The following is a 23611-nucleotide window of genomic DNA, read 5'->3' on the forward strand; positions in this document are numbered from 1 at the left end:
GAAACACTCTACAGTATCCCTAATATCGACTCCACAAATTTCAATAGATTCCTTCGTCAATAAAAATAATATGAATTACAAGATCATATACAGCGATCCATTATTGAATACCGTCGGTAACTAGTACTACAATTTTTAACGGCTGTGTTGCCTACGGAGTTGTTGTTGACGAAGTTTCACTTATCAAAAATTCCCTCACTTACTACGGATATTGATCGACTAGAGGTGCATTCCTTCGAGATGAATGTGTATTTAGTAAAACTATGTGTCGATGGCAAAGAAGGCTTTGTGTATGAAAACGATTCACCCAAACGATTTTATTCAAGCCAACAAATTCGCCATGTTTTCGAACACTGCAAGGTTTTATCGTCATACATGGTGCACGATACGCCTTACGACGAGATGATTGGGAACCCGCAAAAAGCAAGTGTATCAATGGCGTTGCCTTTTAGCATGTCGCTACCTTATTAGAGGCTGTTTACTGAGTCTTTTTATCCTGTTTGAGCTTTTCTAATTTTAACAACTTTATTTCGAGTTGTTTTTGAAACCGTTCTTTGTGTACCTGATCAGCTTGTTTGACTTGGGTCTGCAAATACTTGATTTGTTCGCTTAGAGTTTGTTCGACAAATTCTTGCTTTTCTGCGGCTTCCGCTTTATCAAAAATTAAATCTTCTGGGTTTGCTTCGTTTGCGTTATCGATTTTATGTACATATGGTGGTTTCGCGATTACTGGCGGTTTGTCATCCATTCTACGTTGGTTTATGAACCCGGGTGATACGATTTCGATATTTGCATTATGCAATGTATCGAGCACTTGGGCGAGTAAGCGAGAGCGTGCAGAAATCAGGCTTTTTACTTCTTCCAGCAAGCCTGAAATACGATAGCTTATCGAAAAATCGCCTAATTCAATAATTTGCATAAATGGCTCTTTCAATCCCGCGTTTTCTGCGGCACTGACTAAGAGCTTTTCTATCTTGCTATGGTGCAGGTCATAGCCGAGTGATAAATTTGCCGATATGATTGTGCCAGAGCTGCGGACGACCTGTAGTGGTTGAGTTAACAAATAGCTATTGGTAAAGGCAATGAGTTCACGTTGTTCTGTTTGTATTTCAGTGTCAAAAATACTGCGTTCAGTGACGCGACCAAAAAAATCGCCGACTCTTATAAAGTCGCCTGTGCGAAAAGGTTTAGTGATACGCATCACTAAACCAGACATAATATTCGAGACTAAAGCAGTGGATGAAAAAGCAATGACACCCGAAAGCAAAATACCCAGTAGTCCCAATACCTGATTTTTAGTTTCTTTTTCTACAGGAAGCGAGATGATTAGGGCGATGATGGCGACAAAATATACCAGAGCCAAGCTAAGTTGCCGCGGAAATTTAGCTGACGCATTTAAACTTTTGTCCCTAAATAGCAGTTTGTGACTCAGTACAAGTGCAAATACACTGCATACCAAGGTGAAGATAAAAGGAATAAGTGCCAATCCGGTATCGATAGCTAGTTGACTAAAATCTCGCATGTGTATCCTTTATTCCTCACCGCATGTGGTTAAGACAATATTGACCCATCAAGGCATAAACAGATCTATTTCAAATAAGGGGCAAGACACGGCCTAAGCTGAAGATTCGCCCCGAGTTTGTTTGCCAGTAATATCATGCCACTGATTTTTCTGTTTACCAAGGCAGTATCAAAATCGGGCGATGCCACCGCTTGATTATTCCGAATAAGAGATTGAGTACGCTGGTAAAGGCGCTGGATCAGTCGGCTGTTTTTTAAGTGGTAGCTATTAACTTGCAAGCATTCACTGGCCATTAGTGATGCGTCGACGACCGTTTGAATGATGTTTTCTGGCATGTCCTCTTGCAGCAGACCAAGCGTCATGAGCGATGCTCTTATCTGCGAGGCATCTTGCATTTGCATGCCAGTTGCCATTTGTTTATATGTAGCCTGTGTTTTTGAAGACAACTCGCAACATGCACCAAAGTCTAACAAAGCGATTTGTTTTGTGTGTGGCAGTAGTAAGAAATTTGCAAAGTTAGGGTCACTTTGCATAAAGCCAAAATCAAATAGTTCTCTAAGTGTGAGAGAAACGAGTGATTGCATGCAACTATCAATATCGGCTTGAGACTGTTCCGCCAATTTTTCTAAGCCGATGCCATCAATATATTCCATTGCCAGTATATGTTGATTGCATAACTGGGGTTCGATATCTGGCACAACAAACGTGCTATCTTTCCCGATGAGAGATTTGTATTTTGTGAGATAGTCGCGCTCTATTGTGTAGTCGGCTTCTCTTTTAAGTTGAGCTTTTGCTTCATTCAAGAGTTTGCATATATCAAACTGCGGCGGGAGGAGCCCGCTGAGTTTTAGTAGCTTACCTACGTTATCGATATCACTGTCAATACTCTCAGCAATGCCTGGGTATTGCACTTTGATAGCCAGTTCTCTACCGTTTTTTAACGTAGCGCGGTGTACTTGCCCTATTGATGCACTAGCCATTGGCTCAAAAGAAAAATAGGTAAACTGAGACTGCCAATCTCTACCCCAATAAGTGTTTAGCATAAACAGTAGTTGTGCCTTTGGCATAGAGTCAGCGCCTTGCCGAAGCCTCGCTAAAATTGGTTCCCACTCTTTGGGCAAAAACTCGCCCGCGTCCATTGAAAGCATTTGCCCAACTTTCATTGCCGCACCTCGCATCTGAGCCAAGTGCTGGGTGATTGATTGAGCGTTCGATGTGGTTAAAAGAGTTTTTTGAAGGCTCGGGCGTTGAGCTTTAATTATTTGTTGTGCAGAGCTGGTCACGACGGAGGCTGTTATTTTTGCTGCTAATCCGCCAAGTTTTCCTAAACGACCAAGTCTTGTACTGGGTACCTTACTACTGCGTTTCACTTATTTGCTGACCACTTTGTGTTATTGACCATAAACAGTTCATAGTTATACAGCACAAGAAAGTTCTTTTGTAGCAACGCGACACAAATGAGTCACAAAGCATGAGAGGTCGACGATACACACTGAGCTACATAACAGTGAATGCTATTTTGCGAAATAAAGAGACAGCACAAAAAAGATGCAACCACCCTCTTGTGTGTGGCATAAAAAATGCCTAAGCTGCACCAAAATGAAAAGCCCAGCTAATATTGGGCTTGGTTTTGTAAATTTACTACTGTTTAATACTTATCTTGGTGCAGTTGGCACATTAATGGTGCGCTTCGCGGTCAGTGGATTCACCAAAATAAGTAGTATTCAATAAGAACAAAGGCGTTCGTTTGTTACCAGCAATTCTGCTAGGTAAGACGGACGCTTTTTTTTTGCAAACACACAACATCAACATTGAGGCACTATCTATGAGTGAAAGCGGTAAACTGAATCTCTTGTCATTTACTGGCAAGATGAAGATTCTTCACATGAGCTGGATTGCATTTTTTATTACATTTTTTGTATGGTTCAACCATGCACCACTACTGGCATCAATTGCCGCATCATTAGGTTTAACACCGGCTGAGGTAAAAACCTTACTTATTCTCAACGTTGCTTTAACGATTCCTGCTCGTATCGTTATCGGTATGCTGACGGACAAGTTCGGGCCAAGAGTCACCTATGCCGCATTACTATTTATAGCCAGTATCCCGTGTTTTATGTTTGCTCTATCCAGTGACTTTGCTACTGCTGCAATCTCTCGCTTTTTACTGGGCTTTATTGGCGCTGGTTTTGTGATCGGGATTCGGATGGTCAGCGAATGGTTCCCTTCCAACGAGCTGGGCACGGCTGAAGGTATATACGGCGGTTGGGGAAATTTCGGCTCCGCTGCAGGTGCCATGTTACTCCCGACTATTGCGTTGGTCTTTGGTGGAGAAGATGGATGGCGTTATGCTGTGGGTATTACTGGCGCCATGAGTTTGGTGTTTAGTTTTATCTGGTACAAAAATGTATCTGACACACCAAAAAGCTCGACATACTTTAAGCCAAAAAAAATCGGCGGTATGGAAGTGACCAGCAAAGGTGATTTTGTTTTCATGTTGGTAATGAAAATTCCGATGTACGCTGCCTTGTCTTTGTTGACATGGAAGTTGTCACCAGCGGGCGTTGCCATCCTCTCAGACTTTGCTGCAGTAGCTATTTATGCGGGTTTAGGCGTAATTTTTGTTTACGATTGTTACAGTGCTTACAATGTAAACAGAGAGATATTCATCAAGCCAGTGCCAGAATTAGAGCGCTACCAATTTAAACAAGTAGCCGTGTTGAATGTCTTGTACTTCGCCACTTTTGGCTCTGAGCTTGCGGTTGTATCTATGCTGCCGCTTTTCTTCTCTGAAACTTTTGAACTTGATATGGTCTATGCGGGCTTACTTGCCTCGGCGTATGCATTTATGAACTTAATGTCTCGCCCTGCGGGAGGGTTTATTAGTGATAAATTTGGCCGAAAAAAGACCTTGCTCATTTTGACTGCAGGTTTAGCCGTCGGTTATACCTTAATGTCGCTTATCGATAATGCTTGGCCACTTTATCTTGCAGTGGCTGCGGCAATGCTTTGCTCCTTCTTTGTGCAATCTGGAGAAGGCGCGGTCTTCGCCGTTGTGCCTCTGATCAAACGTCGATTAACAGGACAAATTGCCGGTATGACAGGTGCATATGGCAATGTCGGCGCGGTATTCTATTTAACTGTTTTGTCGATGGTTGATTACTCGACGTTTTTCTTGGTGATAGCGGCAACAGCGGCCTTAGGCTTTGTAACCTTATTCTTGTTGCGTGAACCAGAAGGACACATGGCAGAAGTCAACGAAGATGGTACAGTAGAGTTAATTAAAGTTAGCTAATACATGAAAATTGCAGAGTCAAGCTGCTTGCTTGGCTCTGCAACGGGTTTGTTATGACTAAATCGACACTCGCGCTGACATTTGGTGGTGCATCTACCGCTGGGCAAAAAAGTGTGAATCAAGACGCTTTTGCCGCCCACTTGCCTGAAAGTAGTGAACGGAACTTCAAGGGAGGCGCTGCCGCTATTGCTGATGGCGTGAGTAGTTGTATTGATTCGCACGAAGCCAGTCAAGCCAGTGTGACAAGTTTTATTCAAGATTACTTCAGCACACCGCAAAGCTGGAGTGTGCCAAATTCAGTATCTAGAGTGCTCACAGCCTTAAATAATTGGCTACATAAAGAAAATAGTCAAAAAGGACGAGAACAGGACAGTAAACTGTGCACCTTTTCGGCCGTGGTAATTAAGTCGAATACCTTGCACGTATTTCACGTGGGCGACTCCCGTGTGTATCTCTTGCAAGACGGCGAGTTAGAATTATTGACGACTGATCATGTAAGAGTGGCAGGAGGAAATCAATTTTTAGCTAGGGCTATGGGTGCTGATAGAAAGCTAGAAGTTGACTACACCAGCCGCATTGTCAAAAAAGGTGACCTCGTTTTATTGACCACTGATGGTGTGCACGAACATATACCGTACTTGCAATTAAGGGAGTTGTTGCTTCACGTTAATCAGATAGATCATACTGATAGCGGATCAAGAGAAGGACTCACTGCAGAAACCATTGCCCATCAATTAGTAGACACCGCCTTGGACAATGGTAGTGACGACAATCTCACGGCATTAATCGTGAGTGTCGATGATTTACCTAGTGAAACGATTGATGAGAGTCACCAGCGTATTTTGCAACTTGCCATTCCACCGGTGCTGTCAGAAGGTAACAAAATTGATGACTATGAAGTACTTGATGTCATTTTTAGCGGTACGCGCAGCCACATGTATTTGGTCAAAGACATCTATACACAAGAAAAGTTTGTACTCAAAGCACCCTCTCTCAATTTTCGGGAAGATACGCTCTATCTAGATGGATTCATTCGCGAAGAGTGGGTAGGGCAAAAAATCGAAAACCCTCACGTCATGAAAACCTACAAGCCACGACAACCACCCAAGTTTTTGTATTACCTTGGTGAATTTATTCAGGGTAAGAACTTGCGTGAGTGGATGAACGACAATCCTAATCCACCGCTTGAAAAAGTACGTGATTTAACCAAACAAATAGTAGCAGGATTACGTGCTTTTCAGCGTGCTGATATGGTTCATCAGGATTTAAAACCAGAAAATATCATGATAAACCAAGACGGCAGAGTAAAGATCCTCGATTTTGGAACAGTTAAAATTGCTGGGGTAGAAGAAATGAATTCCCCACTCGACAAATCTGTGCCGCAAGGCTCCGTCAACTATGTTGCTCCTGAATATTTACGCGGAGAACGCGGCAGCTTTCAGTCAGATTTATTTTCTTTGGGTGTGATTGTTTATGAGATGATTACCGGACACTTGCCTTTTAAAGAAATGTCTACACGCGACATTAAACTCGCAAGATACTCAGACTTGGAATATCGATCAGCTTTACGGTATCGCAAGGACTTACCTTTTTGGGTTGAAGGCTGTCTGAAAAAGGCATTGCAGCCCAATCCTCGCTATCGATACTTGGCGTTTTCTGAATTCGTAAGCGACTTAACAAAACCTAACCAAGGGCTGGAAGCAAGTGTGCACGAGCAGCCCTTGATTGAGAAAAACCCCACTCTGGTGTGGAAACTAACAGCGTTAATATTCTTTCTGTTAAACCTCTTTCAATTGTTTTACTCATCTTAGTGTGAGAAATCGATATTCAATACTTCTGTGTTTTCAGTGAAAGTCAGGGTATTAATTGTTGCATCAAATTTCACATTGACGGTATTAGTTTGCGCATGCCAAATATCGCGAAGTGCATTGTGAACAATCTGCAAGCCGCCGAGTGTGTCGGGTTTGTCCGCTTCTTGATACACCCAAAAGTGCTTACCTTCTACTTCAAAGCCAACCAACTTCAACGCTACTTGCGTATCGTCAGCGTGGTAAATACCGAAGCGCTCAACTACATATTCGGCAAACATTTTTTGTGTTTCTTCGCGCTTGTGAATATCTGCAGTGTTGTCAAACAATTCTTGTACTGCATGTTCCGCATCGTGCAAATCAAAACGATGCATGATTTCTAATTTGTCTGTTCGAGGGTTGAGTTCGACACGAGAAATAGCCGCTTTTACTTGGTGAGCGATAGCTGGCGATGCGCCAAAAGCCAGCAACAATACAAAGGTAAGAAATAGCACGAAGCTGCGCTTGGTTAGTGAGTGACTACTAGCGCTTTCCCCCACCGTAAAAAAAATGCTTACGGTGGGCTTAACTTTTTGATTAGTAAAAAAAGTGAGAAACAAAGACATATTTAGTCTTTGTCCTCTTCAGTTTTTAATTCAGTCTTAATATCGTGCATGATGTCACGGCGGACTTTAGCTTTACTCGCGCTTCGTTTGTAGCTCTCTATGCGTGACTCGATGATTTTTCGCGGGTAATGATTGTTGTCAACGTCCACGTCTGCGGTTTCCCAGCGAGGGTCAACAACTACGCTTTTCAGCACTTTGTTTTTATCAGTCACAAAAAGCTTACTAACTTTATTGGGTGTTCTGCGCCAAATTTCCGCAGGGATCCTGACAAGCTCAGTGCTGTCGTCCTCAAAATGCATCTCTACGATTATAGGCATGACCAAACCACCTAAGTTAGAAAAATCCATAACGTAATAGTTTTTATCCTCTTTTACAGCTCGTTCTAACGCGGTGCGTTCCCAAGGTTTGAGGTCTTTTAGGTAAGACTGGTAACTATTGCGCTCTTTATTGGTCACCGTAAAAATATCGTTATCGTCATAAAAGTCTTTGATGTCTTTGTTTTTGTCCACCCATAGCGTAATGCCTTCGGCTTTGTTTCTTTCATCAGTCAGCGACAAGGGCTTATCTAGCTCGGCTTGTCGTTCACGGGCAAAGTCGATATCGGGGTCTTCAGTGTCAAGTCTTAGCTTGTATACGCGGTCTAAAGAAATATCAACATGGTCGGTAGAATAAAACCAGCCACGCCAAAACCAATCTAAATCGACACCAGAGGCTTCTTCCATCGTTCTAAAAAAGTCAGCAGGGGTCGGACGTTTGTATTTCCAGCGCAACGCATATTCTCTAAACGCAAAATCAAAAAGCTCACGCCCCAAAATTGTCTCACGCAATATATTTAGTGCGGCAGCTGGCTTGGTGTAAGCATTTGGACCGAGACGCAGTACAGAATCAGATTGCGTCATAATGGGTACTTGGGTGCTTGAGGCCATATAGTCAGTAATGTCACGAGGTTCAACGCCCCAAGGGATCATAGGATCCCACTCTCGGCCAGCCACGCCGTCTAGAAAGCTGTTTAAACCCTCGTCCATCCAAGTCCACTGACGTTCGTCAGAGTTTACGATCATTGGAAAGTAAATATGCCCAATTTCGTGGATGACGACACCAATCAAGAAACGTTTTTCAGCCAAAGAATATGTACGCGATCCGTCATCGCGCAACTCTGTGCGTGGACCGTTGAAGGTGATCATCGGATATTCCATGCCACCAACTGGACCGTTTACCGATTGTGCCGTTGGATAGGGGTAGTCAAAAGAAAAGCGTGAATATACTTCCATGGTGTGGATGACAGATTCCGTCGAATATTTTTTCCAGAGATCTCCACCTTCTTTTGGATAAAATGACATCGCCATAACCAAAGGCATCTCATCTCCACCTTGTTGATAACCTCTGGCATCCCACATAAATTTACGTGAACTTGCCCAGGCAAAATCTCGAACATTTTCAGCAGAAAACTGCCAAGTTTTTGTTTTTGTGGTGCCTTTTTTCTCGTTCTCGATGGCTTCTTCCTCTGTAACGATAAACACTGGGCGTTCTGCTGTTTCGGCTTTTTTAAGGCGGTTTCTTTGCTTCTTAGTCAGTACATCTTTTGGATTGGTTAACACACCAGTAGACGATACAATGTGATCTGCAGGAACCGTAATGTTGACCTCGTAATCACCGAATTCTAGGGTAAACTCTCCGCGTCCAATAAACTCTTTATTTGTCCATGCCTCATAGTCGGTATAAGCGGCCAAGCGAGGAAACCATTGGGCAAGCAAGAATATATCGTTTCCGCCGTCTCTTTCATCGTCAGGAAAGTGCTCATAACCGGCACGGGCGGATACCGCATCTTCTTCAACAATATTAAAAGCAAAATCTATTTCAAAAGACGTGCTTGCTTTGGGTTTTAATGGCGTGGGTAAATCAATACGCATAAGCGTTCCCACAATGACGTATTCAAGATCAGTGCCCTTGCTCGTTTGCACACGTGTGATCTCGTAGCCTAATTCTGTGTCTTCGACAAAATGCTGACGTCGCAAGGCTGCTAAGCTGATTTTTGCAGGCGTATCCCCCGATGCTGACTGGGTAGACGGTCCGCGGTTGCCAATACCGCCAAAGGTTGTTGTCAATGCTGACATCGAGTCATTTTTGAATTTATTTTGATCAAGCTGAACCCACAGATATTTTAAGGTATCGGGTGAATTGTTTGTGTAGGTGATAGCTTGAGATGCCTCTAAACGGCGTTTTTCTTCATCAAGTTTTACATCAATGACATAGTCTACTTTTTGCTGCCAATACATGTGTCCGGGTTCACCGGCAGCGTTTCGATAGACATTCGGTGTTGGTAACACTTCATCTAGTTGCCGAAACTTATCTTCGAAATTACCTTTGGTTTGGTTGATGGCCGAATGAGCACTTGTTGCTGCAAGCAACAAAAGGCTCAGTGACAAGAGCCTAGTGGATTTAAAAAACATTGAATTTCCCTTATCTGTCGTTGGTGGCGAGTCTTTGCGCTCACCTCTCTCATTTATAATATAGCAAAGGAAAGTAATTGTCATAGCAAAGAAAGTTTTAGTCGACCAAGTCCTGCATCGCATAATCTTACCCTAAAGAAAATTGGCATTTTTATACGTTATTAGTATTCGTTTCTTGAGAATCACTTTATTATCGCTATCCTAAGCACGATAAACTCTAAGATAAAAGTGAGCATGGCTGAATTTACGTGGCAAACGGCTGTTATTAAGATTGGAAGCGCCTTGGTTTCGCCAGATGGCAAAGGGTGTAGTACGCAATATATTAAACATGTCGCTAATTTTATTACAGAAAGCAGGAAGCAGAATAAGGATGTCATCTTGGTGTCATCGGGCAGTATTGCGGCCGCGAGAGGGAGCATCAAGACAGGTATAAAGGTAAGCACAAGTGAAAAAGCGGCAATGGCTGCGGTAGGGCAAACGAAAATGATGGCTCTGTGGTCAGGCTTGTTTGATTTTCAATGTGCACAAATATTACTGACAGTTGACGATTTGAATGATCGCGCTCGCTACGTCAACATTAAAAACACCATCCGAGAACTGTTGGACAATGGTATCTTGCCGATTGTAAACGAAAATGACACGGTAACCGTGGATCACTCTAAAGTAGGAGACAACGACAATTTAGCCGCGCATACTGCTATCGCGTTGCAAGTTGATTGCCTGCTTATTTGCACTGATGTTGACGGTTTGTATACAGGCAATCCGCGAAAAGACAGCAATGCAACCTTAATTCCTATTGTTGAACATATTGACGAAAACATCATGAATTTAGCGGGAGGTGCTGGCAGTGATGTTGGCACGGGCGGCATGGTGACAAAAATTCAAGCAGCGAAGAGAGCAACGTATTCAGGCATTCAAACACTGTTAGTGCGTGGCAATGACGCCAATACCTTTGAGCGCTTACTAAACGGACATTGCCCTGGAACCTTGTTTTTGCCAGAGGATCAAGGAAACAGAGCCAAACACGAGTGGATTGCCCACACATCACACCCACAAGGGGAGATCGTGATTGATCATGGGGCGTATATCGCCATGACGGAGCGTGGTGCGTCCTTATTACCAGCAGGTATTGTCGCGGTTAAAGGTATGTTTTCACAGGAAGATGCCGTACTAGTGACGCACCAAGGTACGGTAATAGGTAAAGGTATCAGCGATTTTTCGTCGGCAGAAATTCAACAAATTGCTGGTGTAAAAAGCCACCATGTTTCCAGAATATTGGCGTATAATGCACCTGAAGTTGTGATTCATCGGGACAATTTTGTGTTGATTGCGCCGGATAAGCTAACGCACTTTAAATGAGATCATCAGCTATTTGCACTGCGCACAGCTTTTGGATTCTTCTGGTTTGTATACCAATTAATAGGAGCGCTTGAGAGTCTACTAGTTATGACATTCGATATTAAGCTTGCTGCAGCTGAAGCAAAAGCAGCAAAAAACGCCATTGCTAATCTAACACAGGCCGCACGCCTTAGCTTGTTATTGGCTATCGCCAAGGGATTGAGATCATGTGTAGATAGCATCATTGATGCAAATAAAATCGATTTAGCCAATGCAAAAGAAAACGGCTTGAGTGAGGCCATGATTGACCGCTTGGCACTTGACGAAGCCGGTGTGGAAGCCATTGCAAAAGCCGTCGAAGAAATCGCACATCAACCTGAAGTATTGGGTAGCATCAATTCTATTCAACCACTTCCAAGTGGTATCCAAGTAGGAAAAATGCGTATTCCACTTGGCGTGGTGGCGATGATATACGAATCTCGACCGAACGTAACAATTGATGCCGCCGCGCTTTGCTTAAAAGCAGGGAATGCCGTTATTCTGCGTGGCGGTAAAGAAGCACAAGCTTCAAATCAGGCGCTGGCTGCTGTGTTGCATTCTGCGCTTGAAAAGCAGGGTTTACCTGCAGCGATAGCAACGGTGATTCCCGTACCTGATCGTGAAGTCATGCAGTCAATGCTTACCTTAAGTGATAGCATTGATCTCATCATACCTCGTGGAGGTGAAGGCCTAATCAAGTATGTGTCTGAAAATAGCCAGATACCGGTTATCCAACATTTTAAAGGTGTATGCCACCTGTTTGTCGACAAAGATGCAGACTTGGACAAAGCCCTTCCCATATTGGAGAACGGAAAAACACAGCGTACAGGTGTGTGTAATGCCTTAGAAACCTTGCTTGTGCATGCAGAAATTGTCGAGCAAGCCATGCCAAAAATCGCTAGCTTGTTTAGTCAGAAAAAAGTCAAAGTCCATGCATGTGAGCGCAGTATCTCCTATTTTGATGGCGCAAGCCCTGCGACTGAAGCTGATTGGGAGGCAGAATACCTTGCATTGGAAATTGCGGTGAAAGTGGTTGATGATTTCGATTCTGCGGTGACGCATATTCAACGTTATGGCAGTGGACATACCGAAGTGATTGTGACGGAGAACTTGGGCAATGCGCAACGGTTTATGCGAGAGGTCAACTCATCAGTTATAATGCTGAACGCGTCGTCACGCTTTTCTGATGGTGGCCAGCTGGGGCTTGGTGCCGAAATCGGTATTTCTACATCAAAGCTGCACGCATATGGTCCGATGGGCGCACAGCAACTGACTACTGAAAAATTTGTCGTATATGGCGACGGTCACATCCGCACATAAGACTGTATCCTGACTCACCTGCCTTATCAGGAGTGAGTCAGGCGCATGGGATTTTTTAAGGACTAGAGTGAGTAAATCTCTCTATGATTAAGGACAAAATAATGAAAAACGCAAAAACGATTATTCTTTTCACCTTCGCACTGTTTACCTGCCACAGCCTTTATGCTGAAGAGATACCGCTCGAAGCATTCAGTAACCTGCCGAAGTATCAGCAGGTCTCTATTTCACAAACAGGCAAACGCATTGCGTATGTAGAAAATTATCAAGCACCCCAAAAATTGTCAGTATTGACCACCTTTAACCTTGAAAACCAAAAACGCAAGTTGCTGCTTCAATCAGACAACGTGGAAGTAAAAATTAATTGGTTTGAGTGGGCAAATGATGATGTGCTCTTGGTTAGTGCAAAATATGAGACAAAACAAAGACTGCAACGGTATTACCAAACTCGATTATTTAGTATCGATGTGAGTGCAAAAGAGCCTAAAACAAAGTACCTGCTGAAACCATCTTCGGGTTTTAACCAACAAGACTTTGTCAGTCAGTTTCAAGACAATGTTATCGATTTTTTACCCGACGACAAAGATCACATATTAATGGCGGTGGACAGAGACGTTCATGCCATGCCTTCAGTCTTTCGCGTCAATATTAATACAGGACGTAAAAAGCGTGTAGAGCGTGCAAAGATGAGCATACGTGATTGGACGACGGATCAGCAACATGTTGTTCGAGTCGGTTATGCATACGACTACGATTCTGGAGATACGACATATTATCACCGCTTCGGGAAAAAAGATGATTTTGAGGCGTTATTTGAATTCAATACCTTTGAAGACAAGCCAACACACGTCCTTGGTTTTGGCCTCGACCCAAATATTCTCTACTATTCAGCGTATAGAGGCGATTATCGTGCTATATACAAATTAAGCCTTGATACCAAGCAATCAGAATTAGTGCATGCTTATGACGACAAAGACGTGAGTGGTGGTTTGATTTATTCGCGTAAAACGCGTGATGTGATTGGCGTATATGATCGCTATGCACTGTATGGCAGGCATTATTTTGACGAAAGTGCTTACAAATTAAACCGTGGATTGGAAAAAATCTTTGAAGGTAGCCAAGCTTATGTGACGGATATGTCTAGCGACGAAAAACAATATATCGCGTTGATAGAAGCGGATTACAAAGCCCCTATCTATTATTTTGGTGATAGGAATAAAAAAATTCTGCAACCGATACTCGAAAAATATCCGATGTTGTACGAAGTACCTTTATCTCATCACGAACGCGTGACTTACGAAGCGAGAGACGGTGTTAAAATCGAAGGTTATTTGAGCTTACCTTTAACTGGCGAAGCGCCCTATCCTACAGTGCTGCATCCTCATGGTGGGCCAGGCGCGCGCGATGTAGATGGCTTTGATCCGTGGGTATCCTACATGACGAACAGAGGTTATGCAGTATTTCGGCCGAATTTTAGGGGGTCAACTGGCTATGGCTACGAGTTTGCCCAAGCGCAAATGGGGCGCTGGGGCTTAGAAATGCAGGACGATCTGAGCGATGCAGCGCTATGGTTAGTTGAAGGCGGTATTGCGGATCCAGATAAAATGTGTATTTTTGGCGCGAGTTACGGTGGTTACGCAGCGATGATGGCTTCGGTAAAAACACCGGACTTATTTACATGTGCAGTAAGTTTTGCGGGCGTATCTGATTTGAAGCAACTGAGAAAAGTACAACGACGATTTTTAGGTGGTTCAGTCGTTGCTGACAATCAGATTGGTAAAAAAAGCAAAGATCTTAAAAGTCGTTCTCCCCTGCATGGCGTTGAAAAGATAAAAATTCCTCTACTGATTATGCATGGAAGTGAAGATATTATTGTGAGAGTCAATCAGTCGAGAGTGTTTGTCGACGAACTTGAAGATCAAAATAAAGACTTCAAGTATGTAGAATTTGAAAATGGCGACCACTACTTGTCTATTCAAGAAAATCGTACCGCCTTCTTTGAAGAATTAGATAGTTTCTTAGCGGAGCATTTGGGTACACCCAAACCATAAGTAATTTCATTTTTTTTTAGCAATCTAGGTAGGTTCGATTAAGTCATGCAAGGTGTTGATAGTATAAGTACGGGCTCTCAAGCAAAACGTCTGCCAATGGCTGAATTTATTGTGCTCATGGCATTGATGACTGCTTTGATTGCTTTGAGTATTGACGCCATGCTGCCTGCTTTAGATGTCATTGGATATGACTTAAAAAGTGCTAGCGCTCAGCAAAATTACCTTATTGTGTCATTATTTTTTGCCGGCATGGCTGCAGGGCAATTGTTTTTTGGGCCTTTTGCTGATGCGCGAGGAAGGCGTCTTACAATATTGTTGGGTTTGGTCATTTTCATACTGGGTACGGCAATCTGTTATTTTGCTCGATCGATAGAAGTATTGCTTCTCGGGCGCTTAATTCAGGCCTTTGGTGTATCAGGGCCGAGAATCGCGAGTATGGCCTTGATAAGAGATCTCTATAAAGGTGATGCCATGGCGCGCGTCATGTCATTCATTATGCTGGTGTTCATATTGATCCCGATGCTGGCACCAATGATTGGTCAAGTAGTGATACAACTTTTTGGATGGCGTCACTTATTTACACTGTTCGCTTTGTTTGGCGTGATAACGGGTATTTGGTTTTTTGCTAGGCAGGGAGAAACCCTAAAGCGCCAAGACAGGCAGCGCTTTAAGTGGCGTCAGTTTGGGCATTCCTTGATTTGGTTGGTCAAGCATCCTGTAGTAATGGGCAGTACAATCGGTCTTGGTACAATCTTCGGCGCTTTTATCGGGTATTTAAGTGCCTCTCAAACTATTTTTCAGCACATTTATGACACAGGCAGTTATTTCCCCGTTCTCTTTGCTGTCTTAGCATTTTCAATTGGCATTGCTTCCTTAGTAAATAGTTTACTAGTGATGCGCTTGGGAATGAAAAAGCTAGCTCAATGGGCAACCACAATGTGCATTGTCTTTTCATTATTTTTATTAGTTTGCACGATAGTTTATGCGGGGAAACCGCCTCTTGTCCTTTTGCTGATTACATTATTTATTGGTTTCTTCTTTATTGGGATTTTGTTTGGAAATTTAAATTCGATGGCAATGGAGCCAGTGGGTCATATTGCAGGTGTCGGTGCCGCTTTTATTGGGTCTTTTTCGAGTATAATCGCCGCCTCAGTTGGCGTGTTGATTAGTCAGCAAGTTTCAAACTCACTTGTTCCGATTGGGGTGGGTTTTACCGTATTTAGCACTATTACTTTTTTGAGTGTGGCTTATGCAATAAAAAAGCCCGGCCAAAATGACCGGGCAAAAGGAGCTTAGTTAAAGCACCTAACGACAGAACTGTCGAGCGTTTATTTATGACTATGAAACAATGGCTTTCATATCCGTCATATATCCACGCAATTCTTTTCCGATAGACTCAACGCCATGGCTGCGAATAGCTTCATTGATTTGTACTAGTTTCATATTATCTACACCATTGGATGTGTTGCTTAGACCACCACCTAAGTGTTCACTAGTTATGCTTGGTAAAATCTTGTGTTTTAAGATTGGCACAGCCGCATTGGCAAATAAGTAGTTTCCGTATTCAGCAGTATCAGAGATCACAACGTTCATCTCATACAAACGCTTACGCGCAATTGTGTTTGAGATTAGTGGTGTCTCGTGCAGAGACTCGTAATATGCTGATTCAGGTAAAATGCCTGCTTCGACCATAACGTCGAAAGCGAGCTCAACACCAGCTTTGATGCAAGCAACCAAGAAAATACCTTTGTCGAAGAAGTCTTGATCAGTAATTTTACCTTCGTAAACCGGAGCATTTTCAAACCCAGTTTGCCCCGTTTCTTCGCGCCATTTTAGCAAATTAGCATCGCCGTTTGCCCAGTCTTCCATCATGGTTTTTGAAAACTCACCGCTGATGATGTCATCTTGGTGTTTTTCGAATAAGGGACGAAATACTTCGACCAGTGTTTCTGATAGTTCGTAAGCCGCTACTTTAGCAGGGTTAGATAGACGATCCATCATATGCGTTACACCACCAATTTTGAGTGCCTCAGTAATCGCTTCTAAACCGTATTGAATAAGTGCTGCCGCGTAAGCTGGATCAACACCATCTTCGACCATTTTTTCGTAACCAACAATCGCTGCGGCTTGCTGCATACCACACAGGATAGTTTGCTCACCCATTAGGTCAGATTTAACTTCCGCTACAAATGAACTTTCGAGAACACCTGCTCTGTCACCCCCTGTTGCACTGGCCAATGCTTTGGCAATTGCCATACCTTGACCTTGTGGATCGTTTTCAGGGTGGACAGCAATAAGTGTTGGCACACCAAAACCACGCTTGTACTCTTCTCGTACTTCTGAGCCAGGGCTCTTAGGTGCGCACATGACAACTGTGATATCGCTGCGGATTTGTTGACCTTCTTCAACAATGTTGAAGCCGTGAGAATAACCTAAAGTTGCGCCTGTTTTCATTAAGGGCATGACCGCTTCAACCACGCTGGCGTGCTGCTTATCGGGTGTTAAGTTGTATACCAAGTCCGCACCTGGGATAAGGTCTTGATATGTACCCACTGTAAAACCATTGTCAGTGGCGCGCTTGAAGGAGTCTCTTTTTTCATCAATGGCAGCTTGGCGTAATGCATAACTCACATTTAGGCCTGAGTCGCGCATGTTTAAGCCTTGGTTAAGACCTTGAGCGCCGCACCCAACTATAACAATTGATTTTCCTTTCAATACGTCACAACCCTCTGCAAACTCTGAACGTTGCATGAATCGACAACGACCAAGCTGATCGAGTTGTTTGCGAAGTGGTAAGCTATTAAAGTAATTTGCCATGATTTTTCCGAGCATCCAGAAAACAAAACGCTTGTTTTCAAAAAATTAAAATATGTCTGTGACGACAAGTTAAGCGTATTTTAGTTTTGTCTTTGTGTTGTTTAAAGTGAATTAAATGCAATATAATGTTTCATATCGTGAAACATTAAAGTGTAAACACTACTAGGGGTAAAATATGGATATTAAGTCGTTGAAATTATTCCAGCATTTGGCGAACAGCCTGCACTACTCCAAAACAGCACAAGCCATGTTTGTGTCTCCGCCGACGCTGTCGCGCGTTATCACTCGTTTGGAAGAAGAGCTTAACGCCAGCTTGTTTGTGCGGAACAATCGCAAAGTCAAGTTGACCAAAGCGGGAGAGAGCCTATTAAAATTTACTGACGATATGCTAAGTGAGTATGCGCTTTTACGTCAAACATTGGACAAAAAAGAAGATGTCTTAACCGGTGAGCTTTCATTATTTTGCTCGGTGACCGCTAGCCAGAGCTATTTGCCCGCCATGTTGGACAGATTGAGGGCACAATACCCGCAAGTTGAGATAAAGCTGGATACTGGCGACCATGCCCTAGCCGTTGAAAAAGTGGCGTCGAGACAAGTGGATTTGTCTATTGCTATCCATACACCTGATTTCCCAAGTAACGTGTATTTTCAGCAAATAGATACCGTGCCATTGACATTAATTGTCCCGAAACAAATGCCCATAGACCGGCTAACAAACATCCGTTGGCAAAACACTAAGGTCATTATGCCGGCTATTGGCCCCTCAAAGCGTATCGTTCACCACTGGTTTGCAGAACAGAATATACGTCCAAATGTGTATGCTCAAGTATCGGGGAATGAGGCCATAGTGAGCATGGTATCACTCGGTTTAGGGGTCGGATTTGTGCCCAGAATCGTGCTAGAAAACTCAGCAGTGAGGCACAAAGTAAAAAGCCTATCTGTAGAAGGTATCGAAGAGTATCGCCTTGGTTTGTGTTATTTGAGGGAGCGCAAAGGAGAGGCACTGATTGGATCGATGTCTCAGTTATTTGCTAACTGATGTAGCAGTTTGTCAAAGCTGCGGTATGACAAGGCCTCGGCTATATGGTTTTGTTGAATGTCCTTTACATTTGCTATATCCGCAATGGTTCGGGCTACTTTTATGATGCGGTGAAAACTACGCATCGATAAGCCAAGCTTTTCGGCAGCATTACTTAAAAATTGCATGCAGGTGTCGTCTAAACGGCAGTATAGTTTGAGCTCTTGAGTATTTAATGCGGCGTTGAGTTTAGCTTGACGGGCTAGTTGAATATCCACTGCTTTTTGTACGCCTTGACGAGCCTGCTTACTCGTCAATCGCTCTACATCATTTGTTTGGCAGGCCGCATTTATTGATTTTTTTATATCCACTTTAGGTACATTAATTTGCATATCAATGCGGTCTAGCAACGGACCAGAGAGTCGATTTAGATAGCGAAGAATTTGATCGGCATTGGCTCGTCGGTCAGTGTGATCGCCGGTAGGGCTTGGATTCATTGCCGCAACTAGTTGAAAATCAGCAGGGTATGTCACTTTGTGTTTGGCGCGAGATAAGTGTATTTCGCCGGTTTCCAATGGCTCTCTGAGCACATCTAAGACATGACGACCAAATTCGGGAAGTTCGTCCAAAAATAATATCCCTTTGTGTGCCAAGGTGATTTCGCCTGGCATCGGGTAACTGCCCCCTCCGACAATAGCAGAAGCCGAGCTTGAGTGGTGTGGGGTGCGGTATGGGCGGGTCTGCCAATTGTCAGTTGACACTTCTTCACCTACTATCGACTTAATGCTGGCGACAGTGAGCGCTTCATCTTCAGGCAATGCAGGCATGATCGTGACTAGGCGGCTGGCTAGCATGCTTTTGCCCGTGCCAGGTGGGCCGTATAGCAGTATGTTGTGTCCTCCCGCTGCTGCTAAAATTAGAGCGCGCTTGGCGGCTTGTTGCTCAACAATATCGGCTAGGTCGATATCATGAGTTGAGTGATCACTTGTAAGCTTAGCTTCTGCGTTGGGGAGTGTTTGTTTGCCAGTCAAATGAAGATATACGTCCCAAAGGGACTGAGCGGCTAAGACTTTTGTACTCGAGACGAGCGCTGCTTCATTGGCGTTTGTTTTTGGCAGAATCAAACAACGATTGCTTTTTTTGACCGCACAAGCCATTGGCAACGCGCCTTGAATGCCCCGTAATTCGCCCGAAAGCGCGAGTTCTCCGACAAACTCAAATTCACTCGTGTCTTTTAACGGGATTTGTTCGCTAGCGACTAAGATCCCAATGGCAATGGCTAAATCAAAACGGCCTCCTCCTTTCGGCAGGTCGGCGGGTGCCATGTTGACGGTGATGCGATTGCTTGGAAATTCAAAGCCTGAATTGATGATCGCACTGCGTACACGGTCTCTGCTCTCTTTAACCGTGGTTTCGGGTAAACCGACTAAATGAAATCCAGGTAAGCCTGTTGATAGGTGGACTTCAATGGTAACCAATGGCGCTTCGATGCCTAAATTGGCTCGAGTGTGAACAACAGATAGTGACATAAGAATTTGCGTCCTTTGCGATAAAAAGATGAACCTAATTGAATGGATGTACAAACTGTATCTTTTTGTCGACTACAAACAACTGGCTAGAAGACTAGAATGCTGTCCAAGCATAGACTTTGGTGGTATGCACTCAGTATTTTTTAATGCCTTGTTCCCAACCACAACACACCTGCACCTTATAAGCTTTGTGTAGTAGAGTTATTCGATATCACTTGAACTTTAGCGGGATTTCAGGCACATTTCGCTTGTGACGATATTTAAATGATTTTTTGAGCATCCTTTACAGGGTCAGTAAAGCTAAGCTGGCATTTTTAAGGGTGTTTGTAAGTAAAAACAAAACCCTCCAAAATGGAGGGTTTTTTTGTCAATAAGCAAAGCCCAAAACTAAACTACGAAAGGTAGAATCAGGAGCGAGCAATGCCTAAATTACGTTCAGCAACGACTACTCATGGCCGAAACATGGCCGGTGCTCGCGCGCTTTGGCGTGCGACTGGAATGAAAGACAATGATTTCGGTAAACCAATTATCGCCATTGCGAATTCTTTTACGCAATTTGTGCCAGGCCATGTGCACCTGAAAGACTTGGGTCAACTCGTGGCCAAAAGCATTGAAGAAGCCGGTGCGGTTGCTAAAGAATTTAATACGATTGCGGTTGATGATGGCATTGCTATGGGACACAGTGGCATGCTCTACAGTTTACCTTCGAGAGAAGTCATTGCCGATGCAGTGGAGTATATGGTCAATGCCCACTGTGCAGACGCGATAGTGTGTATCTCTAACTGTGACAAAATTACCCCCGGCATGCTCATGGCTGCAATGCGTCTGAACATCCCCGTGATCTTTGTCTCGGGAGGCCCAATGGAGGCGGGTAAAACAACCTTATCCGATCAAGTGATTAAGTTGGATTTAGTTGACGCCATGGTGGCGGCAGCGGATCCCAATGTCAGCGATCAAGACTCTGAAGAAATAGAGCGATCAGCCTGCCCGACCTGCGGTTCATGCTCAGGTATGTTTACTGCCAATTCGATGAACTGTTTGACTGAAGCTTTAGGTTTGTCCTTACCGGGCAATGGTTCTACGTTGGCGACGCATAGTGAAAGAGAACAACTCTTTATTCAAGCGGGCAAGGTGATTGTTGATTTATGTAAGCGTTGGTATGGCGATGATGATGCGTCAGCTTTGCCGCGAAATATTGCAAATTTCAACGCTTTTGAAAATGCGATGAGCTTAGATATCGCCATGGGAGGCTCTACTAATACGATCCTTCACTTACTTGCCGCTGCGATTGAGGGAGAAATAGATTTCACTATGAATGACATTGACCGCTTGTCTCGCAAAGTACCACACTTGTGCAAAGTAGCGCCTTCTACTCCCAAGTACCATATGGAAGATGTACACCGGGCAGGTGGTGTGTTGGGTATTTTGAATGAGCTAAACAAAGCGGGTTTGTTGCACGGCGATAACAGTCATGTCTTGGGCAAGTCGGTACAAGAAGTGATTGCTGAGTGGGATATCACTAATAGCGAAAACACAAAGGCTATTGAGTTTTACAAAGCAGGCCCTGCGGGTATTCGCACCACAAAAGCATTTAGTCAAAGTTGTCGTTGGCCTACTGTCGATGACGATCGCAAAGAAGGCTGTATTCGCGATATTGAAAACGCCTACAGTCAAGAAGGTGGCCTAGCGGTTTTATTTGGAAATTTGGCAGAAGATGGCTGTATTGTTAAAACCGCAGGTGTTGATGAATCCATCCTTAAATTTACGGGTGCCGCCCGTGTATATGAGAGTCAAGATGACGCCGTCGCTGGGATCTTAAATGACGATGTCAAAGCCGGTGAAGTCGTGGTGATCCGCTATGAAGGGCCTAAAGGTGGTCCGGGAATGCAGGAAATGCTCTACCCTACTTCATATTTAAAGTCGAAGGGCTTAGGTAAGGCCTGTGCGCTGATTACTGATGGACGCTTTTCAGGTGGTACCAGCGGCTTGTCAATTGGACATTGCTCTCCTGAAGCCGCCAGTGGTGGGGGGATTGCCTTTGTAGAAAATGGTGACCCAATCGAAATAGATATACCCAATCGCACCATCAACTTGGCTATAAGTGAACAAGAGTTTACAGCGCGTAAAGCTGCAATGGAGGCCAGCGATAAACCCTATCAGCCGAAAGAGCGGGTCAGAGAAGTGTCAACTGCCCTAAAGGTTTTCGCAATGATGGCAACGAGTGCAGACAAAGGGGCTGTTCGCGATCCATCAAAGATAAAGTATTAGCGAGATGACGTACTCTAAGACCGAATATTTAGTCAAGATTTTACAGGCACCTGTGTATGAGGCGGCGGTGATGTCTGATCTAGTTAACATGCCGCGTTTGTCTTCTGAATTAAACAATCAGGTTTACTTAAAACGCGAAGATCAGCAGCCGGTTAAATCATTTAAACTCCGTGGTGCTTACAATTGTATTGCACAATTGAGTGATCTTGAAAAACAAGCCGGCGTTATCACTGCTTCAGCGGGAAATCACGCGCAAGGGGTCGCATACGCGGCAAAAGCGATGGGCATTCAGGCTACCATTGTGATGCCAGAAACCACGCCCGATATCAAAGTTGATGCGGTAAAGCGTTTTGGCGGTGAGTACGCGAAAGTTGTACAATTTGGTACTAGCTTTGACCAAGCTAGCGATCATGCAAGAGCACTTTGCGACCAGCAGCAGCTGACAATGATCCCACCTTTTGATCACCCAGATGTCATTGCAGGTCAGGGGACAATCGGCAAAGAAATGTTGTCACAGCACAGTGACATCGATGTACTTTTCATTGCTGTAGGTGGTGGTGGGTTGGCAGCTGGGATTGCTGTTTACGTCAAACAGATCAACCCAAACATTAAAATTGTTGCTGTTGAGTCAGAAGAGTCGGCCTGCCTTATGGCCGCACTTGAGAAAGGTCAGCCTGTTACTTTACCCGAGGTTGGCATATTCGCAGATGGAGTGGCAGTCAAGACTATTGGGCAAACGCCTTTTGAGCTCTGTCGGCAATATGTTGATGAGGTGATGACGGTAAGTAACGACGAGCTGTGTACCGCCATCAAAGATATTTTTGATGACACACGGGTTATTGCTGAGCCTGCGGGGGCCTTGTCTGTCGCGGCAATGCGCAAATATGTGCGAGACAAGCAAGTATCTGGGCAAACCTTCGGTGGAATATTGTGTGGAGCAAACATTAACTTCCATACTTTGCGCTATGTGTCTGAGCGCTGTGAACTAGGCGAACAAAAAGAAGCTGTGTTTGCGGTGCAAATTCCAGAAGAAAAAGGCGCCTTCAAGTCATTTTGCGCTGCGCTGGGTGGTATTGTTATCACCGAATTTAATTACCGCTTAGCACACAATAGCAGTGCTCATATATTCGTCGGCGTAAAGTTAAAACAGGGTAGGGATGAATATTTAGCTTTGTTGGATAGACTAAAAGGTAGCGGCTACGACTGTTTCGATTTATCTAACAACGAGTTGGCGAAACTGCATGTTCGTCACATGGTCGGCGGAAGGCCGTCACAGCGCACGGAAGAAGTCGCTTATTCATTTTCTTTTCCTGAATACCCAGGCGCATTAATGCAATTTTTGAATGCACTTGGGCATGATTGGAATATTACCCTGTTTCACTACCGCAATCATGGAGCCGCGAGTGGACTTGTGCTGATTGGCTTTGAAGTAGCGCCAGAACAACAAGCGGCGTTTCAAACGCACATTGAATCAATTGGTTTTAATGCACAGTCGCATACTGATGATCCCGCTTATGAGTTTTTCTTGGCAAGTGGACGTTAATAAAGTCCACT

At 44.0% G+C, this 23611-nt stretch carries 16 protein-coding genes; 10 read left to right on the top strand and 6 right to left on the bottom strand.

Features of this window, described 5'->3' with window-relative positions; genetic code table 11:
* Positions 1 to 165: 165 nt before the first annotated feature.
* Entirely contained in the window at positions 166 to 471 is a 306-nt protein-coding gene (locus ACFOHL_RS13115) for a DUF6482 family protein (protein WP_376920687.1), read from the top strand.
* A gap of 7 nt (positions 472 to 478) precedes the next feature.
* Here ACFOHL_RS13115 and ACFOHL_RS13120 read toward each other — a convergent pair whose 3' ends face one another.
* Together ACFOHL_RS13120 and ACFOHL_RS13125 are read right to left on the bottom strand one after the other, a co-directional pair.
* Positions 479 to 1522: a mechanosensitive ion channel family protein gene (locus ACFOHL_RS13120; RefSeq protein ID WP_376920688.1), complete on the bottom strand. Its 1044-nt coding sequence runs from the start codon at positions 1520 to 1522 to the stop codon at positions 479 to 481.
* Between the two features lie 65 nt (positions 1523 to 1587).
* The gene (locus tag ACFOHL_RS13125) at positions 1588 to 2892 is read right to left on the bottom strand and encodes an ABC1 kinase family protein (protein WP_376920689.1); all 1305 of its coding nucleotides are present in this window, start codon (positions 2890 to 2892) and stop codon (positions 1588 to 1590) included.
* 455 nt (positions 2893 to 3347) lie between these two features.
* Here ACFOHL_RS13125 and ACFOHL_RS13130 point away from each other — a divergent pair, with 455 nt between their 5' ends.
* Together ACFOHL_RS13130 and ACFOHL_RS13135 are read left to right on the top strand one after the other, a co-directional pair.
* Positions 3348 to 4817, top strand: coding sequence for a NarK family nitrate/nitrite MFS transporter (locus tag ACFOHL_RS13130; RefSeq protein WP_376920690.1), 1470 nt, complete (start codon positions 3348 to 3350; stop codon positions 4815 to 4817).
* A gap of 53 nt (positions 4818 to 4870) precedes the next feature.
* On the top strand, positions 4871 to 6628 hold the full coding sequence (locus ACFOHL_RS13135) for a protein kinase domain-containing protein (RefSeq protein WP_376920691.1): 1758 nt from the start codon (positions 4871 to 4873) through the stop codon (positions 6626 to 6628).
* On the opposite strand, the gene ACFOHL_RS13140 is transcribed toward ACFOHL_RS13135, so the two are convergent.
* Positions 6625 to 7230 (bottom strand): DUF6702 family protein, encoded by a 606-nt coding sequence (locus ACFOHL_RS13140; RefSeq protein ID WP_376920692.1) that lies wholly within the window; start codon positions 7228 to 7230, stop codon positions 6625 to 6627. The two genes, ACFOHL_RS13135 and ACFOHL_RS13140, sit on opposite strands and share 4 nt — an antisense overlap.
* Positions 7231 to 7232: 2 nt before the next feature.
* Positions 7233 to 9680 (bottom strand): M1 family metallopeptidase, encoded by a 2448-nt coding sequence (locus ACFOHL_RS13145; protein ID WP_376920693.1) that lies wholly within the window; start codon positions 9678 to 9680, stop codon positions 7233 to 7235.
* 234 nt (positions 9681 to 9914) lie between these two features.
* Between ACFOHL_RS13145 and proB the strand changes: the two genes are divergently transcribed.
* From proB to ACFOHL_RS13165, 4 genes are all read left to right on the top strand, one after another.
* Positions 9915 to 11039, top strand: a complete 1125-nt coding sequence (gene proB / locus ACFOHL_RS13150) for a glutamate 5-kinase (protein WP_376920694.1) — start codon at positions 9915 to 9917, stop codon at positions 11037 to 11039.
* An 87-nt stretch (positions 11040 to 11126) separates the two neighbouring features.
* Entirely contained in the window at positions 11127 to 12377 is a 1251-nt protein-coding gene (locus ACFOHL_RS13155) for a glutamate-5-semialdehyde dehydrogenase (RefSeq protein WP_376920695.1), read from the top strand.
* 101 nt (positions 12378 to 12478) lie between these two features.
* On the top strand, positions 12479 to 14425 hold the full coding sequence (locus tag ACFOHL_RS13160) for an alpha/beta hydrolase family protein (RefSeq protein WP_376920696.1): 1947 nt from the start codon (positions 12479 to 12481) through the stop codon (positions 14423 to 14425).
* A 45-nt stretch (positions 14426 to 14470) separates the two neighbouring features.
* Positions 14471 to 15721, top strand: coding sequence for a multidrug effflux MFS transporter (locus ACFOHL_RS13165; RefSeq protein WP_376920697.1), 1251 nt, complete (start codon positions 14471 to 14473; stop codon positions 15719 to 15721).
* A 42-nt stretch (positions 15722 to 15763) separates the two neighbouring features.
* Here the strand turns inward: ACFOHL_RS13165 and ilvC are convergent, their stop codons facing one another.
* Entirely contained in the window at positions 15764 to 17242 is a 1479-nt protein-coding gene (ilvC, locus tag ACFOHL_RS13170; protein WP_376920698.1) for a ketol-acid reductoisomerase, read from the bottom strand.
* A 175-nt stretch (positions 17243 to 17417) separates the two neighbouring features.
* Here ilvC and ilvY point away from each other — a divergent pair, with 175 nt between their 5' ends.
* Positions 17418 to 18281 (top strand): HTH-type transcriptional activator IlvY, encoded by an 864-nt coding sequence (gene ilvY, locus ACFOHL_RS13175; RefSeq protein WP_376920699.1) that lies wholly within the window; start codon positions 17418 to 17420, stop codon positions 18279 to 18281.
* Here the strand turns inward: ilvY and ACFOHL_RS13180 are convergent.
* A complete protein-coding gene (locus ACFOHL_RS13180) occupies positions 18263 to 19789 on the bottom strand; it encodes a YifB family Mg chelatase-like AAA ATPase (protein ID WP_376920700.1) in 1527 nt (508 codons plus the stop codon). The genes ilvY and ACFOHL_RS13180 overlap by 19 nt on opposite strands.
* 420 nt (positions 19790 to 20209) lie before the next feature.
* Here ACFOHL_RS13180 and ilvD point away from each other — a divergent pair, with 420 nt between their 5' ends.
* Both ilvD and ilvA read left to right on the top strand, forming a co-directional pair.
* Positions 20210 to 22057 carry a dihydroxy-acid dehydratase gene (ilvD, locus tag ACFOHL_RS13185; RefSeq protein WP_376920701.1) on the top strand — a complete coding sequence of 616 codons (1848 nt, stop codon included), beginning with the start codon at positions 20210 to 20212 and terminating at the stop codon, positions 22055 to 22057.
* Between the two features lie 4 nt (positions 22058 to 22061).
* A complete protein-coding gene (gene ilvA / locus ACFOHL_RS13190) occupies positions 22062 to 23600 on the top strand; it encodes a threonine ammonia-lyase, biosynthetic (RefSeq protein ID WP_376920702.1) in 1539 nt (512 codons plus the stop codon).
* The last annotated feature ends 11 nt before the right edge of the window (positions 23601 to 23611 follow it).

Source organism: Agaribacter flavus, assembly GCF_042646125.1.
In the GTDB taxonomy this organism is placed as follows: domain Bacteria; phylum Pseudomonadota; class Gammaproteobacteria; order Enterobacterales; family Alteromonadaceae; genus Glaciecola; species Glaciecola flavus.